At 50.3% G+C, this 21409-nt stretch carries 18 protein-coding genes; 8 read left to right on the forward strand and 10 right to left on the reverse strand.

Annotated features, from left to right (window positions below):
* Window position 1: 1 nt before the first annotated feature.
* The 5 genes from ACZ47H_RS04390 to ACZ47H_RS04410 all read right to left on the reverse strand — a co-directional run bounded on the left by ACZ47H_RS04390 (window position 2) and on the right by ACZ47H_RS04410 (window position 5035).
* Window positions 2-1678 carry a cytochrome ubiquinol oxidase subunit I gene (locus ACZ47H_RS04390; protein WP_464932483.1) on the reverse strand — a complete coding sequence of 559 codons (1677 nt, stop codon included), beginning with the start codon at window positions 1676-1678 and terminating at the stop codon, window positions 2-4.
* Between the two features lie 225 nt (window positions 1679-1903).
* A complete protein-coding gene (locus ACZ47H_RS04395) occupies window positions 1904-2920 on the reverse strand; it encodes a hypothetical protein (RefSeq protein ID WP_464932484.1) in 1017 nt (338 codons plus the stop codon).
* 59 nt (window positions 2921-2979) lie between these two features.
* Entirely contained in the window at window positions 2980-3375 is a 396-nt protein-coding gene (locus tag ACZ47H_RS04400) for a CopG family ribbon-helix-helix protein (RefSeq protein ID WP_464932485.1), read from the reverse strand.
* Entirely contained in the window at window positions 3372-4235 is an 864-nt protein-coding gene (locus tag ACZ47H_RS04405) for a metal ABC transporter permease (protein ID WP_464933951.1), read from the reverse strand. Before ACZ47H_RS04405 ends, ACZ47H_RS04400 begins: the two co-directional genes overlap by 4 nt.
* Before the next feature lie 2 nt (window positions 4236-4237).
* A complete protein-coding gene (locus ACZ47H_RS04410; protein WP_464932486.1) occupies window positions 4238-5035 on the reverse strand; it encodes a metal ABC transporter ATP-binding protein in 798 nt (265 codons plus the stop codon).
* Between the two features lie 169 nt (window positions 5036-5204).
* Here ACZ47H_RS04410 and ACZ47H_RS04415 point away from each other — a divergent pair, with 169 nt between their 5' ends.
* The 4 genes from ACZ47H_RS04415 to ACZ47H_RS04430 all read left to right on the forward strand — a co-directional run bounded on the left by ACZ47H_RS04415 (window position 5205) and on the right by ACZ47H_RS04430 (window position 9636).
* On the forward strand, window positions 5205-6071 hold the full coding sequence (locus ACZ47H_RS04415) for a metal ABC transporter solute-binding protein, Zn/Mn family (protein WP_464932487.1): 867 nt from the start codon (window positions 5205-5207) through the stop codon (window positions 6069-6071).
* A gap of 413 nt (window positions 6072-6484) precedes the next feature.
* Complete coding sequence (locus ACZ47H_RS04420) at window positions 6485-7246, forward strand: hypothetical protein (protein ID WP_464932488.1); 762 nt, start codon at window positions 6485-6487, stop codon at window positions 7244-7246.
* A gap of 85 nt (window positions 7247-7331) precedes the next feature.
* Complete coding sequence (locus tag ACZ47H_RS04425; RefSeq protein ID WP_464932489.1) at window positions 7332-8192, forward strand: hypothetical protein; 861 nt, start codon at window positions 7332-7334, stop codon at window positions 8190-8192.
* Window positions 8193-8421: 229 nt separating this feature from the next.
* Window positions 8422-9636: an acyl-CoA dehydrogenase family protein gene (locus ACZ47H_RS04430; RefSeq protein ID WP_464932490.1), complete on the forward strand. Its 1215-nt coding sequence runs from the start codon at window positions 8422-8424 to the stop codon at window positions 9634-9636.
* A 4-nt stretch (window positions 9637-9640) separates the two neighbouring features.
* Here ACZ47H_RS04430 and ACZ47H_RS04435 read toward each other — a convergent pair whose 3' ends face one another.
* The 4 genes from ACZ47H_RS04435 to ACZ47H_RS04450 form a co-directional block, all read right to left on the reverse strand.
* Window positions 9641-10126 (reverse strand): hypothetical protein, encoded by a 486-nt coding sequence (locus ACZ47H_RS04435; RefSeq protein ID WP_464932491.1) that lies wholly within the window; start codon window positions 10124-10126, stop codon window positions 9641-9643.
* Window positions 10127-10181: 55 nt separating this feature from the next.
* Entirely contained in the window at window positions 10182-10625 is a 444-nt protein-coding gene (locus ACZ47H_RS04440; RefSeq protein ID WP_464932492.1) for an archaellin/type IV pilin N-terminal domain-containing protein, read from the reverse strand.
* A gap of 130 nt (window positions 10626-10755) precedes the next feature.
* A complete protein-coding gene (locus ACZ47H_RS04445) occupies window positions 10756-12654 on the reverse strand; it encodes a type II secretion system F family protein (protein ID WP_464932493.1) in 1899 nt (632 codons plus the stop codon).
* A 24-nt stretch (window positions 12655-12678) separates the two neighbouring features.
* Entirely contained in the window at window positions 12679-15240 is a 2562-nt protein-coding gene (locus tag ACZ47H_RS04450) for an ATPase, T2SS/T4P/T4SS family (RefSeq protein ID WP_464932494.1), read from the reverse strand.
* Between the two features lie 161 nt (window positions 15241-15401).
* On the opposite strand from ACZ47H_RS04450, the gene ACZ47H_RS04455 reads away from it, so the two are divergent.
* The 4 genes from ACZ47H_RS04455 to ACZ47H_RS04470 all read left to right on the forward strand — a co-directional run bounded on the left by ACZ47H_RS04455 (window position 15402) and on the right by ACZ47H_RS04470 (window position 20715).
* Window positions 15402-16565, forward strand: coding sequence for a hypothetical protein (locus ACZ47H_RS04455; protein WP_464932495.1), 1164 nt, complete (start codon window positions 15402-15404; stop codon window positions 16563-16565).
* Between the two features lie 55 nt (window positions 16566-16620).
* Window positions 16621-18222 (forward strand): MSCRAMM family protein, encoded by a 1602-nt coding sequence (locus tag ACZ47H_RS04460; protein WP_464932496.1) that lies wholly within the window; start codon window positions 16621-16623, stop codon window positions 18220-18222.
* 70 nt (window positions 18223-18292) lie between these two features.
* Window positions 18293-19378, forward strand: coding sequence for an S-methyl-5-thioribose-1-phosphate isomerase (mtnA, locus tag ACZ47H_RS04465; RefSeq protein WP_464932497.1), 1086 nt, complete (start codon window positions 18293-18295; stop codon window positions 19376-19378).
* 71 nt (window positions 19379-19449) lie between these two features.
* Window positions 19450-20715 (forward strand): NADP-dependent isocitrate dehydrogenase, encoded by a 1266-nt coding sequence (locus tag ACZ47H_RS04470; protein ID WP_464932498.1) that lies wholly within the window; start codon window positions 19450-19452, stop codon window positions 20713-20715.
* Here ACZ47H_RS04470 and ACZ47H_RS04475 read toward each other — a convergent pair.
* A complete protein-coding gene (locus ACZ47H_RS04475) occupies window positions 20712-21395 on the reverse strand; it encodes an HAD-IB family phosphatase (RefSeq protein ID WP_464932499.1) in 684 nt (227 codons plus the stop codon). The two genes, ACZ47H_RS04470 and ACZ47H_RS04475, sit on opposite strands and share 4 nt — an antisense overlap.
* Window positions 21396-21409 lie beyond the last annotated feature (14 nt).

Genomic DNA, 21409 nt, shown 5'->3' on the forward strand with positions numbered 1-21409 from the left:
GCTAGCTCACCTCCTCGGGCCTACCAGGGAGCCAGAGGAACTTGTACACGCTGTACCCTAAAGCCGCCAGTATTGCGAGGAAGAACACCGCTACGAGGGCGACAACTCCCGTGCTTGCAGGATTCGCTGTATGGGCTACATCTGACGTCATTACACCATAGATGGTCCATGGCTTCCTACCGATCTCCCTAACCGCCCAGCCTAGGTAGCTCACTAGTTGCACCACGATTATCGCTACGGGTCCGAGTGCAAGTAGCCATCCAGGGGTTCCAGCGGGTCCCTTCCTCCAGACGTAGTAGACGATTATTAGAGAGTAGAGTCCGAGGAGAATAGCTAATGTTATCTTGGTGTAGTAGAGGTAGTGTATTATTAGTGGGGGCTTACAGGAGCCTATCCTAGCCGAGTCTTGCTGGGCAGTCGCCTGGCAGACGCAGTAGTCATTTGGAATCTGATCGTAGTTTGGTAATGGAGCGTTGGGGTCGCCATATGCTAGTAGGGCGACTAACTTCTCGGAGCCAGGTAGGTACTTTGTAACCGGAGTTATCTGGTCAGTCGTAGCCTCCACGGCAGCAAACTTCTCCGGGTTGTACTCTGCTACCGCCCTGCCCATTTCGTGGCCGAAGACCAGGCCCTGCACTATGATTATAATGAGGGCTGATACCGCCGCATATTTGAAGGCTGTATCTATGTACTCCTTGTACTCTTTAGATGCACTATTGTATCTCCTAATCCTCATGGCGTAGGCGCCCATCAGTGTAAACGCGCTGACTGTTAACGCGGACCCGAGGACGTGTAGAATACTCGCAGCATAGACTGGGCTCTTGAAGGCAACCATGGTTGGCCCAACAATCTCCACGGTCTTTGCTAGGACCTTGTCAACTATATCCTTAACCTGCATATCTAGGATCTCGGGGTGAGCCTGTACGGTAGTCTTGTTGGCTACAAGGGCAAGAATGCTATCTTTAACCTTATACCCTGCCCAGGATTCGTAGGCGAGGCGCTGAACAATTCTCACAGGCATTTCGACTAATACCGCGTCACCTGTAGTATCCTTTACCGTCACGTGGAGGGCTTGCAACGTCGTTAGGTTCAGAGCTGGTACAAGATCGTTGGGAACCGCGAGTGTCAACTTGGGATAGCCTTGATCGTATAGCCAGGCGCCCGTGTTGGGATCGTAGGCTGGAACTATGCCTGTGGGAGCTACCATGTAGCTGTTGACGCTGACTATCATTGCAGCGCTGTACCATGGACCAATGAACGAGAACAGGAGTAGTATTGCTAGTACGCCTCTGCTAAACTTCCGCCATCCGTAGAAGGTGAGGTAAATGAATACTACCTCCATTAGGAATGCGAATACCTCAGCGTATAGTGGGAAGTACACGTATCTACCAGCCGCCTCGGTTAGGTTGGGCCAGAGTAGTACTAGTCCGAACTCGCTCGCTGTGCCAGTTGCGGCGCCGACGGCGAAGACTATTACGAATCCCTTGAAGAGCGTGTAGGCGATCTTCTCCCACTTTTCATTATTAGTCTTGATGTATATTAGGTAGGCTATGAATGATAGGAAGCTCAAGCCCAGAACGTACTGCAGTATAGCCCAGTGGACCTCGATACCTATCATTGAGAGTACTCGATCACTGAAGGCCGGGTATAAGCCCCACTGTCCTAATAGATCAGCCAACTCCCCCACCCAACTAGCTTTTCTTTTGAGTACTCTACTTCATTTTATAAGGTATCTCCAAATAAATGAGTTCCGTTTGGAAGCGATAAATTTAGAGAAAGGATTACTTCCAGCTATAAGTATCCTTTGAAATGGATGAACGAGAACACTAATATTTCAAACCTACTAATCAATATGTTATTCAATCTATTTCATATCAATAATTTATTTTCACTCACTAGTTAATTAAAATATGATACTGCACCCACCACACAGGACTACTACGAGTAAGTATATGATTGAGATCACCATCATCGATAATCCAATCCTCCATGATAGAAGGGGGATTCTAGTAGGGGTTATGAGAGCGGTTGAAATGAACGCGTAAACCTCTATGTAGGCGAGGGAGGCCACCATGAAGAAGAGAGTAGCTAGTGGGTGAAGGGATATTATTGTCGATCCGGCAGCAGCCCCCATTAGTATCAGCATCGCTATCGGAGACCTGTAGTAGGCTCCGACGAATGCCCCCATGACTAGAGCAGTGGCGTAGACTACGAGAGCATGATATACTCCTACCTCTCCCATTGCTCTAGGGAGATATAGGAGCTTGGCAACCGATAAGGCAGAGATTATTAAGGCTATTAGCGAGAATGGTATCCTAGGTGACCCATTATTAATGTACTCTCCTTTTAGGAGTAGGCTTGTAAACCTGTCGAAAACCTCTATCGTTACTGCTGGTATGATTGGCGGCTTCTCAGAGAGTATCATGATCGCGGAGGGAACCGCTACGAGTAGGACTAGGACTGGCAGGGAGAATGCGGGGTCTATTAGCTTGAATAACAATGCCATTAGGGCATGGGTTAATCCGGGGTAGATTCTTAGCCTCGCTATGTGGGCTCCGAGGTCGTGCACTATACTCCCCCTTAGTATTGAGGCGACGCTTGCGGTTGTCGCTATTGCTAGCGATGAGGTCGATAGTAGATAGGCTGCTAGTGCTCCGACCACCTTATGCGATGCATAGTGTAGAGTAATTAGAGATGTGACAGCGGCTAGGGCTGAGATAGCGTACAGCTTCCTCCTGGAGGATGGTGTCAGCGTGTGTTTTATGAAAACAGCGTTGGATGCGAACCATGTTACCCCCCAGGCGGCAACTATTAGGCTTGCAGAGTAGGATCCCTTTAGATCCCTTGATACGTAGGCTTCCGCCAGACTCCATACCAATAGTAGGCTGCCGATATACCATGCTCGCCATAGAAGCCTCATCGACTCATTTCCCAGGCGTATAGATTGTCGGATTGATTAGTTTAAGGGGAGTTGGACGCTTAATCACTTCTCCTGTCTTGGGGTAGGCTTTCCGCCGGAACGTAGCGGCAACTACATCCTTTCTTTAATATTGAGGAGTATAGGTCCCGTATTTTTGCGGAGTCCCCTTCGACGAAGAATGCTTCCATGCACTCGCCGTCTAGGTGGGAGTGAAGCCATGCTTTTATGATCTCCTTGTACTGCTCGGAGACTCCTGCTAGGAGGCTCCTGTTGGGGCATCTGGCGACTAGGATACCCTTACACGTGTGGGGGACTAGTAGGTGGCTGTGATGTTCAAGGTAGCCTTTAAGGGCTTCTTCTATTAACTTGCTCCTGTTCACGCCGGTCTGGTGTGATAGAACCTCTAGCGTATTGGCTATCGACTCGTCTATGCTTATACCGAACCTCCTCTTCACCTTCTCCACCCCCCAATATACGCGGTTATGAAGGCTCCTACCAGTATCATCCCCGTCATCGCGGATGGGCTCTGGTTCAGAACCACTGCCAGCGCTAGTCCAAGTATGGAGGAGAACAAGGCTACAAGTATGCTTAATGTTAGAGTCTTATATACGCCTTTGGTCGCGTAGTGCGCTGTTAGCCCGGGGAGTAAGATAAGGACGTGCTCTAGTATAAAGCCAACCAACTTAACCATAACAAGCACCGATACTCCTATAGCAGTATAGAAGGCGAGGTCGTATAGCCACACCCTTAGCCCTGATAGTAATGCATCATCCAAGTCTGCCCCAATATAGACGATCTCGCCGACCGCTGTGTATACGAATAGTAGAAGAACGATAGCCGTAGCGACTGATATTATTACATCACTCCTAGATGCTAGGAGAGGGTCACCGAATACTACTGCAACGATGCTAGATGAGAACGGGTAGTGGGTTAACACATAGTATGATGCCAGAACTCCCCCACTCGCTGAGAACCCAACGAATAAACTCGTAGCCTCATCGGAATCCATCCCCTTATACGCTAGGAGACCGACAAGATAGATCAAGAGGAGACCTACCAGGAGCATCCAGACGTCCATAGATAATCCAAGCGATAGCGATAAAGGTATTGAGAGGGATGCCGCGAGAAACGCACTATGAGGAGAAGCGGCAGCCATGTACATTAGCCTTCTAGAATATACCATGACACTGAGGGCTCCGAATACTATACCGCTAGATGCCATTACAAGTACCCAGTAAGGATTATACTCTACCCCGATCACCCACGCCAATATTATTATTAAGATTAGGAGTAGCGATGCTAGAGTCGTATACATTCTCACAGACTAACACCCCCATGCTCGTCCACGATGTGAATGTGCCTCTCAACCTCAATGATAGCACCACTATAAACCCTGGCAAGCACATCCTTAACCAACACAGTGCTTGGCGGGCCCACCGCATAAATCCTCCTGTTGAGGAGCACCACAACCTTAGTGTACCTCTCTAGTAGGAGCGGATCGTGACTCGTAACCACAACCAGCTTCGACTCTGCAAGCTCGCCTAGGAGCCGGGCAAACTCCCTCTTACCCCTTGGATCAATAGGGGACAGCGGCTCATCAAGAAGGAGTATCCCGGGATCACCCATAAGGGTTCTAGCAATGAATACCCTCATCAACTGGCCTCCACTGAGCTCCCAAAGCCTCTTAGACAGTACTTCACCCGGGAGACCTACCCTCTCGAGAAGCCTGAGGAGTTCGACCCTCGCAGGCCTGCTGAATAGCCTGGGCCACCTCCTCCGCAAGGAAGCCCTAGTCGCGAGGAAATCATGAACAGTCATAGGATTATACCTGGATATCGGAGGCCTCTGGGGAACATACCCCAAGCACTTCCCCGCACGCCGCGGGCTTCCCGTAGCGTCTACGCCGCAGACTTCAACCCTGCCCCTACTCGGCTTTAACAGTCCAGCAGCTATCCTAAGGAGGGTCGTCTTCCCAGCTCCATTGGGGCCCAGCACCTGGACTAGACCCGGCCCATCCACTGATAAGTTTATATCCTCTAGTATCTTCTCTCCGCCTACCTCGTACTCGACTCCATCGAATGATATGCGCACCACCGCCACCGTGCACACTTCCACTCTTACTCCACTGTATTTATCGTTTAATGTGCACTATGGTATAATTACCTAGAGCAATACTTAGGATGTTTATACATTCGGGAATAACCTGTATTATCACTGGAAACCCGTGCACGTCAACGCTTTATAGCTGATAAGACTATGCACATTCAATTTGTGGTGGTAAAAGATGGAGACTAGAGAGATCATAGCATTAATACTAGTATCACTAGTAGTCATAGCAGTAGCAGTTTACGCCCTTACAACAGTCCACAATAACACGCAGCCCACTATAGTCGCCACCCTCCAACCCCTCAAATACGATCTTGAATACCTAGTAAAGGAGTGCAATGTAGAGGTGATCTCATTAATACCCCCTGGAGTAGACCCCCACCAATACAATCTAGACGCGAAATCAGCGTCAATAGTGAGAAAAGCGCTTGTAGTCGTAAGCTCTGGACACACATCCTACGAATTACAGCTAAGAAACCTGGGCCTCGACGATAAGCTAATAGAGATCCCGAGGCTAGAAGGGATAAAGTACTATGAGATCCCGGGAGACGGCGTAAATCCCCACATGCCCATCTATGATCCAGACAATTACAGGATTTACATTAGTAGAGTCGCGGAAAAACTAGAGGCAGCCCTCCCCCAGTGCAAGGAGGAGATACAATCCAACCTACAAGTAATACTCGAGCAACTACAGAGTCTAGACGAGTGCAGGGACCACTACAAGGGAGCACTGGGTGTTGCTGGATCACCATTCACGCAATACGCTGTAACATGGATGGGCGTAAACATATCAGTAATACTTCAGAAGGGTGAAGGGGCAGCGGTAGATCCCCAATCCATCATCCTGGCTGAAAGCCTGCTAAAGAACGGGTCGATAGCCATCATAGCAGTCGATGATAAAGGAGAGCCGGTTGGAGAAGCAGACTCATGGCTATACCAGGAAGCATTAAAATACAATAATACAATAATAAAGGTGCCTGCACCAAGCATTCCAGGATCCACCATTGAGAAGTTGAAGAGCATCTGCAACGAAACACATGTATGAAAAACCTAGGACCCCATACCCGGATGGACACAGACTCTAATACAATCTCGCCTAGCAAAACTGTTAAATATTTGGTAGGTAAATGTAGCATTTGATGAAGCTGGGACTGATGGATAACCCGAATGGCTAAGGATGTGGGGATTTCCCCCGGTGATGGTTTGGGAGGAGCACAATCTCCCAATCCTGAGAAGGAGTGGGGTTGCCCCGAAAGGGTGCAAGACCAATGATACACCCCTAATGAACCCCCATGGAGGTTGAGGTTGATGCGCACCAAGGCCTACGTGGGTCAATCAGGACTCATGTAGGCTAAACCCCCTTCATCCAAAAGCCTATTAATTTAAGCTTCAACAAACAAACAACTTAAGGTAGGAATGATTATACGGAAGCCCGCGGGGGCTGCTGAGGTGGATTAGGTGGTCTGTCCCTACGCTGAATGGGTAAAGGGCACAGTCGCAAAATGTATGCTCCTCAACAAGAAAGTATCAATCCTCCGCTACCCCTGTAAAGGCAACTATAGGAGATGTCCAGTGTATATCAGGAGGGCACCCCGCCGAGAGGCTGAAGCGCAGCCTGCACAACCAACTGAAACTGCAGAGATAACTGTTGAAAAGCCCATTCCGCCAGCCAGGGTGCAGCGTCAACAAGGCCCCGAAAAAGCGACCGTTCAAGAGGAGAAACCCGTGGCGCCGGCAGTGGGGCGGGGAGAGCCTAGAAGTGTAGAGAGGCCTCCTGTGGCAGAGGAGAAAACCGGGGAAGCTGTAAAGCATGTGGGAGAGGGTCACGAGAGGAGGGCTGGCGGCGTTTTCAAGGGAAGTAAGGTCCTATGTGACAGCCTCGTACTAGCCAGTCTAACAGTATCTTCTCATGCAGAGACTATATACAGGGGTCCGCTATCAGGTCTCAAAGCGGAGCTCGACAAGCATGTTTCGAGCGAGTCAATAGTTTTCTTTGTGGGCGATTACGGGGATTACAAGCTTAGAATACTGTATAACGGGCATACTATGAGGTTCTCGCTTGAAAAAGCTGGCAGAACCCTATGTGGTGAGGAGGCCGAGAAACTCATCCAGGAGCTGGGCAGCGAGTCAATCATAGATATAGATGGAGTGATATATACTGTAAAACTATCAGATATCCCCCTCTGGAGGGATCAGATACTGGAGGAGCTCTCCTCTTAAGGCGTCTTCTCCTTTCCTCAATCGTTATATGCTTAAACCCCTCTATAATAGTGGGATGGGTTAGAGAGCCTTGTTGGTTGGATTAATGACCTATTACACGGTGGGGTTCAGCCTACTAATCGTATCCCTAATAATATTCGCTCTATCATATGCCTATAGGATAAGAGAGCAGGCTGTGAAAGGAGTAGCGCTGCTCCTCTTCTCACTAGCCTTCCTGGACGCATCCTACTTCCAAAACGTTGTCACAGAGAGGCTACTGAACGAGTATACGATCAAATACCCTATAGTGAAACAGCTAGACGTCAGCGTGATAAGCGGATTCAAGGGACCCCTAATCACCCCAACAGTCCCAACAGCGGCTTGGACTAATGAAGCCCACCACCTATCCCTAATAGCAGTACTGCTGCTCCTATCAGGAATACTGCTAGCATACCTAGCTAGCCTAATGATGGGCTGGGACGCTAAGCTAGCATACAGCTTCACCGGAATAGTCGCAATAATAGCTATCGTCGCAACCATTCTAACCCAAAAAGCAGTATCAACCTACATCAGCAACCCAGGGGCCAACGCTGCAAGCGCACTCCACCTGAGAAGCTACTCTAACGCCCTCAAAGCCCTCACAGTCATACTACCATGGGCGCTCATGGCTGTAGGATCCTACGTGCTATACAGGGAGACGGAGACGCCTGCCTACCTAGTATACACGGGATCTATAATACTGGGTCTAATAGGATTCCTAGTATTCATAACCACATGGACATACGGGTGGGACCTCTACGTGGAGAAGTTAGCTGCGAAGGGGAGCATAGGTCCCGCAATAGCTAGGTTCACCGCCTCAGCAATCCTAATGATCATCGGGGCACTCGGCCTATTGGTGGGCTCTATATTCGAGGCGATGCCCCCAACAGAGGAAGCGGAAGAGTTCGAAGAAGAGGAAATAGAATAACCGTGAGCCCGCCCGAATCAAACTCGTTTTTCCCTCTCTTTAGTCTCCAAATCGAATCCCCCTGGAGAAAGAGATCCTAGAAGCCCTCATGGACAGCTTGTATGCTTACCGGGCCCCTATTTAATACCAGGCATGAGAGAAGACTATACGGGCTAACACTTATACTGAAAACACCCATTTCCCACAATTCAATAAACAGACCTGTAGAACTAAAGGAGGGGCTATAGAAGTGGTATTCCCGTTCAAGAGCGTTGAAGACTTTAAGATCAACATAACCGAGGAGCACGAGCTGTTCAGGAAGGCGGTCAGGGAGGTCGTTGAGAACAAGGTCATGCCGCGCTGGCAGGAGATAGAGAAGAACAACGAGATACCCAAAGAGATACTCGAGGAGTTCGCCCAGCAGGGCTTCTTCGGAGTAGGCATACCTGAAGAATACGACGGTCAGGGAGGAGGCCAGCTCCTGGTAGCAATACTGACCGAGGAGGTAGCCAGGGCGGTGCCAAGCCTCGCAGTAGCGATTGGCGTAAACCACCTATTCGGCATACCAATACTCTTATTCGGCAACGAGGAGCAGAAGAAGAAGTACATACCCCCCATCGCCAGGGGAGAGGCGTTCGGGGCACACGCTAACACAGAGCCCGTAGCAGGAAGCGACGTTGCAGGCATACAGACAAAGGCGAGGAAGGAGAACGACCACTACATAATCAGTGGGAGAAAGATCTTCATAAGCGGCGCCGAGAAGGCGGACTACTTCGTAGTCTCCGCTAGAACAATGCCTATAGAGCAGGCCATCAAGGAGACTGGGAAGAGATGGTACGGTATAAGCCTATTCGTAGTCGAGCGGGATACCCCCGGCTTGAAGATAGGGCAGAGGTTCAACGTCATAGGAATGAGGGGAGAGCAACCCTACGAGGTAATCCTAGACGAGGTCAAGGTACCAGCCGAGAACCTCATAGGAGAGGAGAACCAGGCATTCAAATACATAGTGACAACCTACGACCACACCAGGATCGGGATCGCCGCACAGGCAGTCGGGATAGCACAGGCAACATTCGAGCAAGCCCTAAACTACGCCCTCCAGAGGGAGGCATTCGGCCAGCAGCTCATCACATTCGAGATGATAGTGCAGAAGCTAGCAGACATGTACATCAAGCTCGAGGCAGCAAGGCTCCTAACATACTGGGCAGCAAGCCTAGCAAACCAGGGAAGGAGAGAATTCGTAATAGCCTCAAGCCTAGCCAAAGCATTCGCAACAGAAGCAGCCGAATGGATAGCCAGGCAGGCTATACAGATACACGGAGGAGTAGGAGTAGACGAGGAGACAGGAGTAGCCAGGTACCTAAGAGACGCAGTAATAACCACGATCTACGAGGGAACCAACGAGATCCAGAGGCTAACAATCGTTAGACAGCTAGTGAGGCAAGCATTCGGCCTCAAAATATGAACTACTAGCTAACCTCCTCTATTTTTACAGCACCCTTCATAAGAAATCCTTCACTAGTTACTATATTGACCTCTATCCTTCCAGGATAATCCTCAGGCACCTTATCGGGAGTTAGATCCCCGTAACATGCCTTAATCCATCCCTTCATACCATCATATAAAATAATCTTGGTCCCATTCACCGTCGCATTCCCCTGTTCCAAGCCCAATACCTCAACGCTTGATTGCCTCGTATTATGAAGTAATATTTCATTTACAATAACATAGGGCTTATAATTAACATATACATGTAGATGGACACATACAGTATTATCCTGATAATTTAATTCAATATAACTATCTGGATAAACCCTTATACTCTGAGTGCTAGAAGTGCTGAAGCTAAACCAACCCATAACATAACCTATAAACGATATACTCATAGCCAAAGCAATTGAGACAAGAATAAGCTCCACCAGTACAGCCGATACCCCCCTCCTACCAGCAACCATTGTACTACTACAACCTCCAAAAAAACAGATAAAAGGAAAAATAGCTTAATAAGGATCACTTCCCGTATACTGTGGCGGTGTATACGTTACCAGCCTCAGTATAAATAGTGACACTATACGCAACACCAGACGCAGCCGTGATACCTGAGAGTGGGACTTTTAAGTATACATCCTCGCCTGGCTTAATAATAACTGGAAGAGATGTTGTGGTAGTAGCTGCACCCTGAGATGATGTAGTAACAGTCGCAGTAGTTATCTCAGAACCGCTTACTTCTATCTTGTATATTTGGGCTGGTGAGCCACCTACATTCTGCACGTGTAGCACGAGCTGTTTGTTGGTTACATCGATGTAGCTGTCTGGGAATATTTTCAGGGACTCTGTCTTGCTTACACCACCGAATACGCCGAAGAGCCAGCCAGCAACCGCAATACTAATCGCGATCGCAACAGCCACAATGATCACGGTAGCAATAACCGGGGAAATACCCCTCCTCCTCACCACCAGTCACCACTCTTATCAGGATTGTCTATTGTGGTGATGTTGATTATAAGTGTTGGGATATTCTTTGTTAAATCTCTCCTTATATTCTTTGTTAAATCTCTCCTTTTGAGGCTCTCGGAATAATTTATTATTGCCCTATGAGGATTTGGGCTAGGAATCCTTCAGGTATGATTGCTCCAGCTGTCGGCTGGGATGGTGTGGCTGTTGGTAGTTGTATACCTTTGAGGGTTAGGGCTACTGTTGCTAGGGTTATGAGGGTTAGTATTATCCCGTGTATGAAGCCTGCCGCTATTTTTCCATCCTGGATCTTCCCCGCTACTATACCCATTAGCCAAGAGTTTAAGGTAGAGCCTAGCGCGAGGAGTAGTGCAACCATGGCCATATCCTCGGCGGTTATTTTTGCTCCTCCCATGCTTGGGATGGGGGTGGTTGCCTGGCCACCTCCTATGAGGAGTGTTTTCGAAGTGAATCCTAGTACTAGCATGCTTGATGCTGCTACTAGTACTGCTCCCATGTAGGGCATTGCTATGAAGCTCCTGAGCCTCTTCTTGAATTCCTTGTCCAGCTCTGTTAGATTGAAAGCGTATCTTGCCAGGCTCTCCAGGGTCTCGGCGCTTCCACCTCCTACCGAGATCGAGTCTACTAGGAATCTCATGTTTGCGAGGAGGAGCCAGTCCTTGTATCCCCTGAGGGCTCTTGCCACTGCCTTCTCGAGTTCTAGTCCTAGGGTTAGTGCAGTGTATATTCTCTTGAGTATGGGGTCTAGGGGGCCGTATCCCCTTGTTGCTACCATTATTATGCTCTTCTCTGGGCTCAAGCCGGTCTTTCTTACCTCTGTTAGGTCCCTGAGGAATGCTGCGAGCGCGTCTCCTATTCTCCTTGTTTTCCTGGCTTCAGTGGTGTGTATTATTGCTGGTGGTAGGCTTAGTGCTATGAGTGTGAAGCTGAGTGTTGTTGTCAGCGACATTATGTTCTTGTAGTTTATTTCCTCTCCTTGTAGTAGCTTGTATGCTCCCGTGAGTGTGAATAGTAGGGAGAATGTTGCTATTGATAGGGGTAGTCCTATTGAGAGCATCGCCCTGTATGGACGCTTGTACTCTATGGGGGATTTTGGCTGGCTGGAGTGTATCATCCAGAGTAGGAGTACTGTTAGGAGTGGGAGGAATACGAAGCTGAATAGTGCTAGCTGTGCTACTCCTCCTCCGGGGCCGGCGGGGAATATTGACTGGATGGTGAAGAATATGTAGAAGACGAGGGTCATTATGACTGCTAGAGTCACATAGATCTCGGTGAACATGCTCATCTTCTCGGCGATCATCCTCATTTCGTTCATCCTCGACGCGAATATGTCCTGGGTTCTTATCTCGAGGTAGTGTAGTACGTCCCCTCCCGTCCTTACGCTGGTAACGTAGCCTAGCATGAAGTCCCTGTATTTGGGGCTGGGGTGCTCTAGGGCGTTCTCTTCTATTGCGTCTAGCGGGTCTTTGCCTAGGAGGGTTATGTTCCTCATTATCATCTGGGATTCCCGCCTAATGGCTTTGAATATTCTGAGCTGAGCTGTCCTCTCGATAACCTTAGCTACGGGTACTCCTGCCCTGACCATCGTGGTGAGGTATGCTGCGAAGAAGGGGAGCTCTGTCTCGACCCCGCTCTTCCTCCCCTCTCTCTTGCTTGCAGGGTAGACGAGTATGTAGGAGAAGATGAAGAGGGGGGTCATTAGGACTATTATGCCTAGGATCACTTTTAGGGCGAGGGATATGGGTAGGAGTGCGAGTATTATTAGGGCGTAGATTGATAGTATGGCTGAGATCGTGGTGTATAGGAGTCCTCTGCTCGCGTAGAGTAGGGGATAGGTTAGGATCCCTGCCTCTGCAAGGTGCTTGTCGAGCTCAAACGCTCTCACGAGCCGGTCAGCGTATTTCGAGAACAGGGCTATTGATAGGTAGTCTATTGCTTCTTTTGCGGATACCTTTCTCGCTGGCTTCTTTACTCTTTTCCGCGGTCTTCTCAGGTTGAGCCTCGGCATCCCCCTCACCAGCCCCCTATCTCGTCAAGTGAAGCCTTCCAGCTTCTCGAGCTCCCTGGTGGCGTCCCTGTATACTTTCTCGGGCCTCCTATAGTATTCCATTATCTTGGCTGATACCTGCTCGTATCGTGTTATCCCCTTCACTGCCATCCACTTGAGGACGGTCTCCCTCATCTTGATGTCGCGGAGTACCTCTGATACTTCTAGGCCCGTCATCTCCGCTATCCTGGGGATTAGCATGCTCTCCTCCAGGTTCACGTAGTGTTCCCTGGTAGCGGGGTCCCAGCGCGCCACGAGTGGGTAGTCCTCGTAATCCCTGATCTCCCAGACCTCCGTGACCCTCCTGACTATACGGTGGCTCCCGCTACCCGTTGGGAGCCTCACCCTCTTGATGGCTAGGGCGAAGTTCATTAGTGGTATGTAGCCTGGCGGTATATCCATTGGGGGGCTTGTGAGCCTCTTCACGGCTGCATCGATATTCTCGGCGTGGATTGTTGTTATTCCTCCGTGCCCTGTGTTGTGGAGGAGCACCGGTATATTGCCTCCGAAGAACCTCTCGCTCCCCAACACGCTTATATCATAGACGAACCCCTCCCAACCGTCTATCCTGCTCACTTCGAGCACTCTGACAGGGCGTAGTCCTTCCCGGAGGAAGACCTTCACTCTCATAAACAGCTTGTACTCCTCCTCACCGAGTTTTCCAGCATCGACATCCTCCAGCAGCTTCAAGGCTGTCTCGGAGTCGGCAAACCCAGCCTCAAGAGCAGCCTCCACCCCTCTTCCTAGGAGGCGTGATAGGGCTCGCACCGGTATTCTAGCCCCCCTTCCCTCTTCAATCTTCACGTTAATCTCGTCTTCTACCTCAACGTATTCTGTGTGGAGCCCATGCATTCTCATAATCCATGCAGTCCTAGCCGCCTCTCCCCTATCCAAGGCTTGCATAGGGGTTTTGCTTTGAATATGCGGGTTCGAATCACCTCCTCTATCAGCGTATATGTGGGATTCAGAGCCTGTAGTTGGCTGGACCTCTACTATTTCGGAGTCCTTAATAGCCTCTTCCCATGGTTCTCCTAGGAGGTTCTTTTCGAAGGATAGCAGGAGGTCTCCCGGCTTGAGATCCCTAACTGGCTTCTCCTTTACCTCGAGGGTCTCCTCATCCACTACGTAGACGCTGTGGTTCCCGGTAGCCTTCAATACCAGGCCATCCTCAGCTCTTATCTCGTAGAGATCCCTTGCCCTATGGCGGAGCACGTATACTATCGGCTCCCACCTCACCTCTTCCCCGTCGAATGTGAGGACCTCGTATCCTAAGGCGCTCTTCGCAATCCTCTCCTCGCCCCTAACATAGAACTTATCCACGAATTCCCCGATAGGTGTTATCTTAACCTCTCCTGTCGCTAGGTCCTTTACCGCTATAGGCGTGTCCCATGAGACGCTCGCTATTGCTTGGAACAGGACCTTCGCCTCCTCGCCTCTGACCTCACCAACGATCAGTACGTCTGGCCTGTATCTCAGGCTCACCCTTACTAGATCGTAGAGTGTGATCTCCGCCAGGCCCGCCTCGAACCCGTAGCTGGGCCTGGAGTACAGCTGAACCCAGTTCTCGTGGGTCAGCCTAAGCTCCGGTGTATCCTCTATGGTCACGATCTTTATAGTTGGACGCAGCAGGGTGGCGATTGCGTTTAGGAGGGTTGTCTTCCCAGCCCCTGTGACTCCCATTATTAGCCCGGTCATATTGTACTCCATGAGCTTCCAGAAGTAGGCGGCTAGCTCGCTCGAGAGGGTCCCTCCCCTTATTAGGTCTACTATGCTTAGGGGCTTCTCCTTGAACTTTCTGATGGTGAAGGAGGAGCCGTGGCGGGATACCTCCCTCTTATAGGTGGCGGCGAGCCTATGCCCCTCTGGGAGGATGGCGTCTATTATGGGGAAAGCCACGCTCACGTGCTTGCCAGCCTTGTGCGCGAGCTTCACTACTAGGGAGTCGAGGTCCTCTTCTCTAGTGAATCTTATGTTGGTGGGTATGCTCTCATACCTCTGGTGCCACACGTATACAGGCTTTCCTACACCGTCGCAGCTGATATCCTCTATCGCAGGGTCCTTCATGAGTGGAGTTATCACGTCGTACTCGATAGTGTCTCTTAGAATATAGTATTCTACCTTTCCCCAGCTTATACCCGGGTGGATTGTTGACTTGAACCGGAGCGCGAACCTCTTGATTATGCTTGAGGCCTGATGCTTGAAATGCTCGATCGGGTCTACCCCGCTAGGGGCGGGCTCGAGCTCCCAATAAAGGATATCCATAATCCTGTCATAGATCTCCTGCTCTTCGGCGGTGAGGGGGATCTCATCCACGAAGTAGATTATGCTTCCATCCGTCTTCCTCTCAAGTATAAGGGCTCTAGCCCAGGGGTCGTAGAGGGGGTAGTTCTCCAGTATCCTATAATCGGTTCTTAGGGAGATTAAGCGCTCGTACAGCCTCCTCTCCTCATCCGCTCTCCTCTTCTCCTCTAGCCTGATCTCCTCCCTCTTCTTCTCCTCCTCACCACTAGGCTTTTTCCGGATCCTAAACCCTTTGAACCTCGGCAAAATAGTGTCTACCCCGGCAGTAACCCATTCTAAACCAGATTATTCCGGGTTAATTAATAATAGTAGGGGTCGAGTAGAGAACCCTTTCTATATGAGTGGTCCCAACATTAGGAATTATATTATACTATAGGGCGACAAGTATAGAAGACGTGGTGGACTTATTGGAGAAAAAGGGGCGTTCTAAAAGCACTGCCAAGATAATCCAGGCTCTAATAGTGATACTCGTTATGACTGCCTCCTATGGAGCATCCCTAACGGCTCGGGGATTCGTGACAGACAGCCAATTCAAGATAACTGAGAACTCAACGCTTGTATCATCTATGAAGCAATACTCAATCATTGGTCCAAGAGACCTCTCCGTGATAGAGTTTATCCCGGGGCAAGAGAAGCTTCTAGCTGCTGGGACAGGTTACGTCGCCCTTATAGACTTGACCGCGGAGCCGCCGGACGTGATATGGGCTTATAGTATCATTGGGAAGGCGACTGCCCTCGCTGTCGACGATTACTATAGCCCGGGATGGTTTGTTGTAGGAACAGACTCCGGCGAGGTACTAGCCATTAATGCAAAGAACCCCGACTTCCGAGTCTCGTATTTCACGGCCGCTAGGAAGCCTATACAGAGGCTGGGAGTAGGGACCCTTAACGGTGAGTCAACACTCTATGTTTTAGATATCGAGGGCTACGTCTACATCTATAAGCTCCCTGAGCCTGGATGGTTCGAGATAGGAGATAACCCCCAGAATGGACCAATTGGCAGTATACCCAACCTTACAATACATGATGCCAGCATGCCTGTTACGTTCAAGAGCAACGGCTACTGGTATAATGGTCCATCAAGGCTCGCAGCTATAGTGGAGAACTTGGAGGAAGGCGCCTATGGCAGCGTGGTATTATACCCATATTACGTGGATAAGAATGGTGAACTAAAGCCAGCGGTGCCCGAGGAGCCTACAGAGCTTAACGGGAACGAGAATCTCACAGTAGAAGCCCACCTATACTATGGTATAGTTTACTATCCTTACAATTTCACCACAGCCCTCAACGAGTCTGGGAACGCCTCTATCTCTGCAAGCCACCTATACCCTGTTAAGCAGTCCATTTTCGCAGCGTATATCGTGACTGTCAAGAACAAGGTGAATGGAGAGATCGTTAACTCGACCTGCTACTCTGGGGTTTCTGGCGTGTTTAGTGTAAAGCCCGGTAAAACACTCAACCTGGGAAGACTTGTCTTAGAGGAGCATGGAGAGACCATCACTGATTGCATGGAGTACCACGGCATATCCTTAATGAACGAGAACGAGCCTAGACCTGCTATTAGCTGTTAGGACATACACTCTTCCAACCCCCAACCCTTCATACGGCCCCAACGGTGACGCGTGGATGACCCTGCTCCTCGAGCCAAAGAACCTGCCAGGGGTGGGGGGAAGCTACTTATTCCAGTACTTCCAGTATGAGTCGAGGCCAGAGAGCTGGCCCTCTCAAGCCACCGGCCTCCTCGTAATGGGAGTCGACAGGTACGTTTACCTTTACCTCGTGGATAGCCAGCTATACCCCCAGGAGATATCGACCCCATACAAGTATGTAGAGGTGGTTGACGTCGGCTCCTCTGTAACCAGCGTGGCGTCTTCTCCAAACGGAGCAGACTTATTCATAGGGACGAGTAGCGGTCAGGTTTACTGGTTAGAGTGGAATTCTACTCTAAACCGCTACCTCACCCTGGCAACGCTCCAGGTTGACAGTCAAAGTGTAACCAAAGTATCATTCCTGGAGGGAGGCTATCTCCTAGTAACCACAGCATCGGGGAGGATACAGTTAGTTGAAATCGCAGGCAATGAGCTGATCCCCCTATGGAGGGGTCCCTACGGATACGATGGCATAGAAACCGGGCTCCAGGGGCTCATAGGAGAGGCCTTCACCCCTAACCTCATAGTAGCCTCAGCGCTTCAATCCCAAAAATCTGTATTCTACCTGCTGAGGTTAAGCAACCTTGACATAATACGTGTCGCGGTAGCGTCAAACATCCTCTATCTGACGCCGGAGGGCTCTAAAGCGCAGGCTCTGCCCACGGGGAGCAAGCTCGAAGTATACGATGCCGCTACAGGCGAATTAGTCGCAGTTGTCCCTGCTAATACAAGTAATTTCTACTTCTACCTACAAAGTGGCAATTATATCTTCAACTTCTACGTTCCAGGCCTAGGCTATATATCGAAGAACGTCACCGTCCAATTCCCCGAGTATAAGGAGGAGATCGATTTCGCTCTAAGAGAAATAGTTGTTAAAGTCCGTGTACCACCTCCAGCCGAGAATGAGACATACCCAGCCAATATCACGACTGGCCCCATCGCTAACGCTATCGTCTCGCTGAATCCTATATTGGTGGAGCCAAGCCTGGGATTGAACGTTAAACCCTACCCGTTAACCGGAGTGACGGGCAGAGACGGTGAAGTCACATTCTATGTTTGGGACGGTGTCTCATACAATCTAACGGTTAAAGCTAGCGGTTTCAAAAACTACACAACCAGCATCCCCTCTTGGGGTCCGCAAATCATAGATGTAGCCCTTAAGCCCGAGGTTAAAAAGGAGGTGGCGACGAAGCCTCTCAAATACTATACCGTAATCGTGAAGGTTGTAAATGACCGATCGAAGCCGCTGGAGGGAGCGATAGTCCAGATCTACAACTCCAACGATACACTGGTATATTCATCAGTTACGCTCCCAGATGGGACAGTTACCGCCAAACTGCTGGAGGGAACTTATAGGGTTGAGGTTCAAGCCAAGGGGTATCTTCCCAACTCTGTAGCCCTATCTGTTCCCATGAATGGGGAACTCGTAGTAACGCTGGAGCCTACTAACGTTACCAAGGCGAAGAGGCTCATACCATATATACTGATCCTAGTAGGCATTGCGCTGGTTGCAGCGGTGTTCTATGCGGTGAGGGATAGAATCGCCAAGCTACTCTCCGAGGAAGAAGAATACTTCTAAACCCATCCCCCAACCCAATAATATAAACCGCGGATAATCCTCTCATCACACACTTGGCGAGGTGGACTATTTGAACCCCTTGAAGGAGCTAGAGAAGCTTGAAGAGTACCTCAAGATAAAACCCCTCTACTGGGACTTAGATAAGAACGAGTTCGTCTGGCTCGACACTAGGCTCATACCCTTCCAGGAAGTCTATAGGAGGACTAGAGACTACCGGCGTGTTGGAGAGGCTATTAGAGATATGGAGATTAGAGGCGCCCCAGCTATAGGTGTCTCAGCCGCATTCGCCATGGCACTAGCAGCCCTTGAGACTACAGCGGCTAACACCGACGACTATATTGAAGGACTCAGGAGGGCAAGGGAGTACCTGGCCTCGACTAGGCCGACAGCATTCAACCTCTTCTGGGCACTAGACAGGGTCTGGAGGGTTGTTGAGGAGCACCGCGAGGAGGGTGTAGACGCCATCAGGGAGGCAGTGCTGAACGAGGCCCTGACAATATATGTTGAGGACATAAAGAATAATGTGGAGATGGGCAGGATCGGCTCAAGGCTAATCGAGGATGGCGACACGATCCTCACACACTGCAACACTGGAGCCCTCGCAACAGCGGGCTTCGGAACAGCCCTCGGAGTGATACGGTACGCGTGGTATGAGGGTAAAAAGATACACGTTATCACAACTGAGACCAGGCCTGTGCTCCAAGGTGCCAGGCTTAACGTGTGGGAGCTGAAGAAGGAGGGAATCCCCTTCACCCTAATAACGGACGGTATGCCCGGCCTAGTCTTCAAGAAGGGGATGGCAGACCTCGCAATCGTTGGCGCCGATAGGATCATACTAACGGGTCACACCGCGAACAAGATCGGGACATACATGGTGGCCCTAGCTGCATGGGATAACGAGAAGCCATTCTACGTCGCCGCTCCAACAAGCACGATACAGCCCGTCACGGACCCGGAGAGCATTGTTATAGAGGAGAGAAGCCCCGAGGAAGTACGGAAGGTTATGGGCAAATACCCTATAACCCTCCCAGACGTGAACGTATACAACCCCAGCTTCGACGTAACTCCCCCCAGGTACATCACTGCTATTATAACCGAGAAGGGGATCGCATACCCGCCCTACATGAGGAGTCTTAAGAGGCTCCTTGAGAAGTAACAATACCACCTATCTAACCACCCATATATACTTATTTATATTGACCTCTTAGATTGAGGTGGATTATCACCATGACAACCTACGCCTGCTCAAAGGAGGAGCTTAAACCTCCAAGCGAGGGGCAGCTGGCGAAGTGGGAGAACGGGAAGCTGGTGGTTCCCGACAATCCTATAGTGGTATTCATCGAGGGAGACGGGATAGGCCCCGAGATAATGGCGTCAGCGAGGAAGGTACTCGACGCTGCAGTCGAGAAAGCCTACGGTGGGAAGAGGAAGATAGTATGGTGGGAGATGCTTGCTGGTGAAAAAGCGAAGAATGAGTGCGGGGTACTCCTACCAGACGCCACCCTTGAAGCGATAAAGATGACGAGGCTCGCCCTCAAGGGACCCCTAACCACCCCTGTGGGTAGTGGCTTCAGGAGCCTCAACGTCGCTATAAGGATGAGCCTGGACCTCTACAGTAACATTAGACCTGTAAAGTGGTATGGCCAGCCAGCCCCCCACAAGTATGCCGACAAGGTAAACTTCGTAGTATTCAGGGAGAATACTGAGGACGTCTACGCAGGTATAGAGTGGCCGAAGGACAGCGAGGAGGCCCGGAAGATCAGGGAGTTCCTCAAGAAGGAGTTTGGAGTAGAGCTACCAGAGGACTCTGGGATCGGTATCAAGCCTATCAGCGAGTTCAAGACTAAGAGGCATATGAGGAGGGCTATGGAGTGGGCAGTAAGCCACGGCCTCACAAGGGTCACTATTATGCACAAGGGTAACATTATGAAGTACACTGAGGGCGCGTTCAGGCAGTGGTGCTACGAGGTAGCCCTTGAAGAGTTCCGGGACTATGTCGTGACCGAGGACGAGCTCTGGTCCAAGTATAATGGAGAGCTACCTGAGGGCAAGATACTAGTAAACGACAGGATAGCCGACAACATGCTACAACAGATAATAACGAGGCCATGGGACTACCAGCTAATCGTTACACCCAACCTGAACGGAGACTACATCAGCGACGAGGCAAACGCCCTAGTAGGAGGAATAGGAATGGCCGCAGGCCTCAACCTTGGAGACGGCATAGCCGTGGGAGAGCCCGTCCACGGAACCGCCCCCAAGTATGCTGGGAAGAACGTGATCAACCCGACAGCAGAGATCCTAAGCGGCGTGCTGCTAGTAGCAGATGTTATGGGCTGGAGGGAGGTTAGGCCCCTCGTAGAGAACGCGATAAGGAAGGCGATAGAGAACAAGATCGTAACCTACGACCTAGCAAGGCACATGCCGGGCGTGGAGCCAGTCAAGACCACCGAATACACTGACGCCCTAGTACAGTTCATTAAGGAGGCCTAGACCCTAAAGCTGGGGCAATCCCCTGTTTTTTCAATCTCATCCACCAAGCTAACTACTTCGGAGAGCCTCCTCACCCTACACTTCACTATACCATCGAGCACGCTACACTTATCACCATATGCCACCGGGTAGCCCACAATCCTCATAGCACTAGCATCCCACCTGCTATCTCCGACGAACATCGCGTTCTCCCCGGGAATCCCGTACTCTGAAAGGATCCTCCTAACAGCCCTAGTCTTGTCAACGCCTACAAGCGGTATACCTCCCGGTTTAAGGTATCCTCTCTTGTCGAATACCAGCCTGTTAGCTATCCAGACATCGGCTCCGAGCTCCCTGGCAACCCTCCGGGCTAGGAGATCAATGCCTCCGGATACAATGCCTATTATGATCCCTCTCTTGTGGAGCTCTGGTCCTACTAGGCGTATTTCCGGGTTTAATTCTACCCTATCGAACGCTTTGACTAGCTCTTTTATGTGTATTTTCTCCTTCTTTTTTAGCCAGAGGCTCGTGTCCCTCCTCATCCATTCAATATAGTCGAACCTGCCCTCCTCGTACTCCTTCATGACCTTCCTAGCCTCATCTAGTACTCCGAAGTACGAGTGAAGGTACTCCCAGCTGCTGTGAATGTTTGCCAGGACACCATCCATGTCAAATAATACGATCCTAACCCTCTTGGCCACGCGGCTTCCCCGTT

This window comes from Thermodiscus maritimus, from assembly GCF_055382595.1.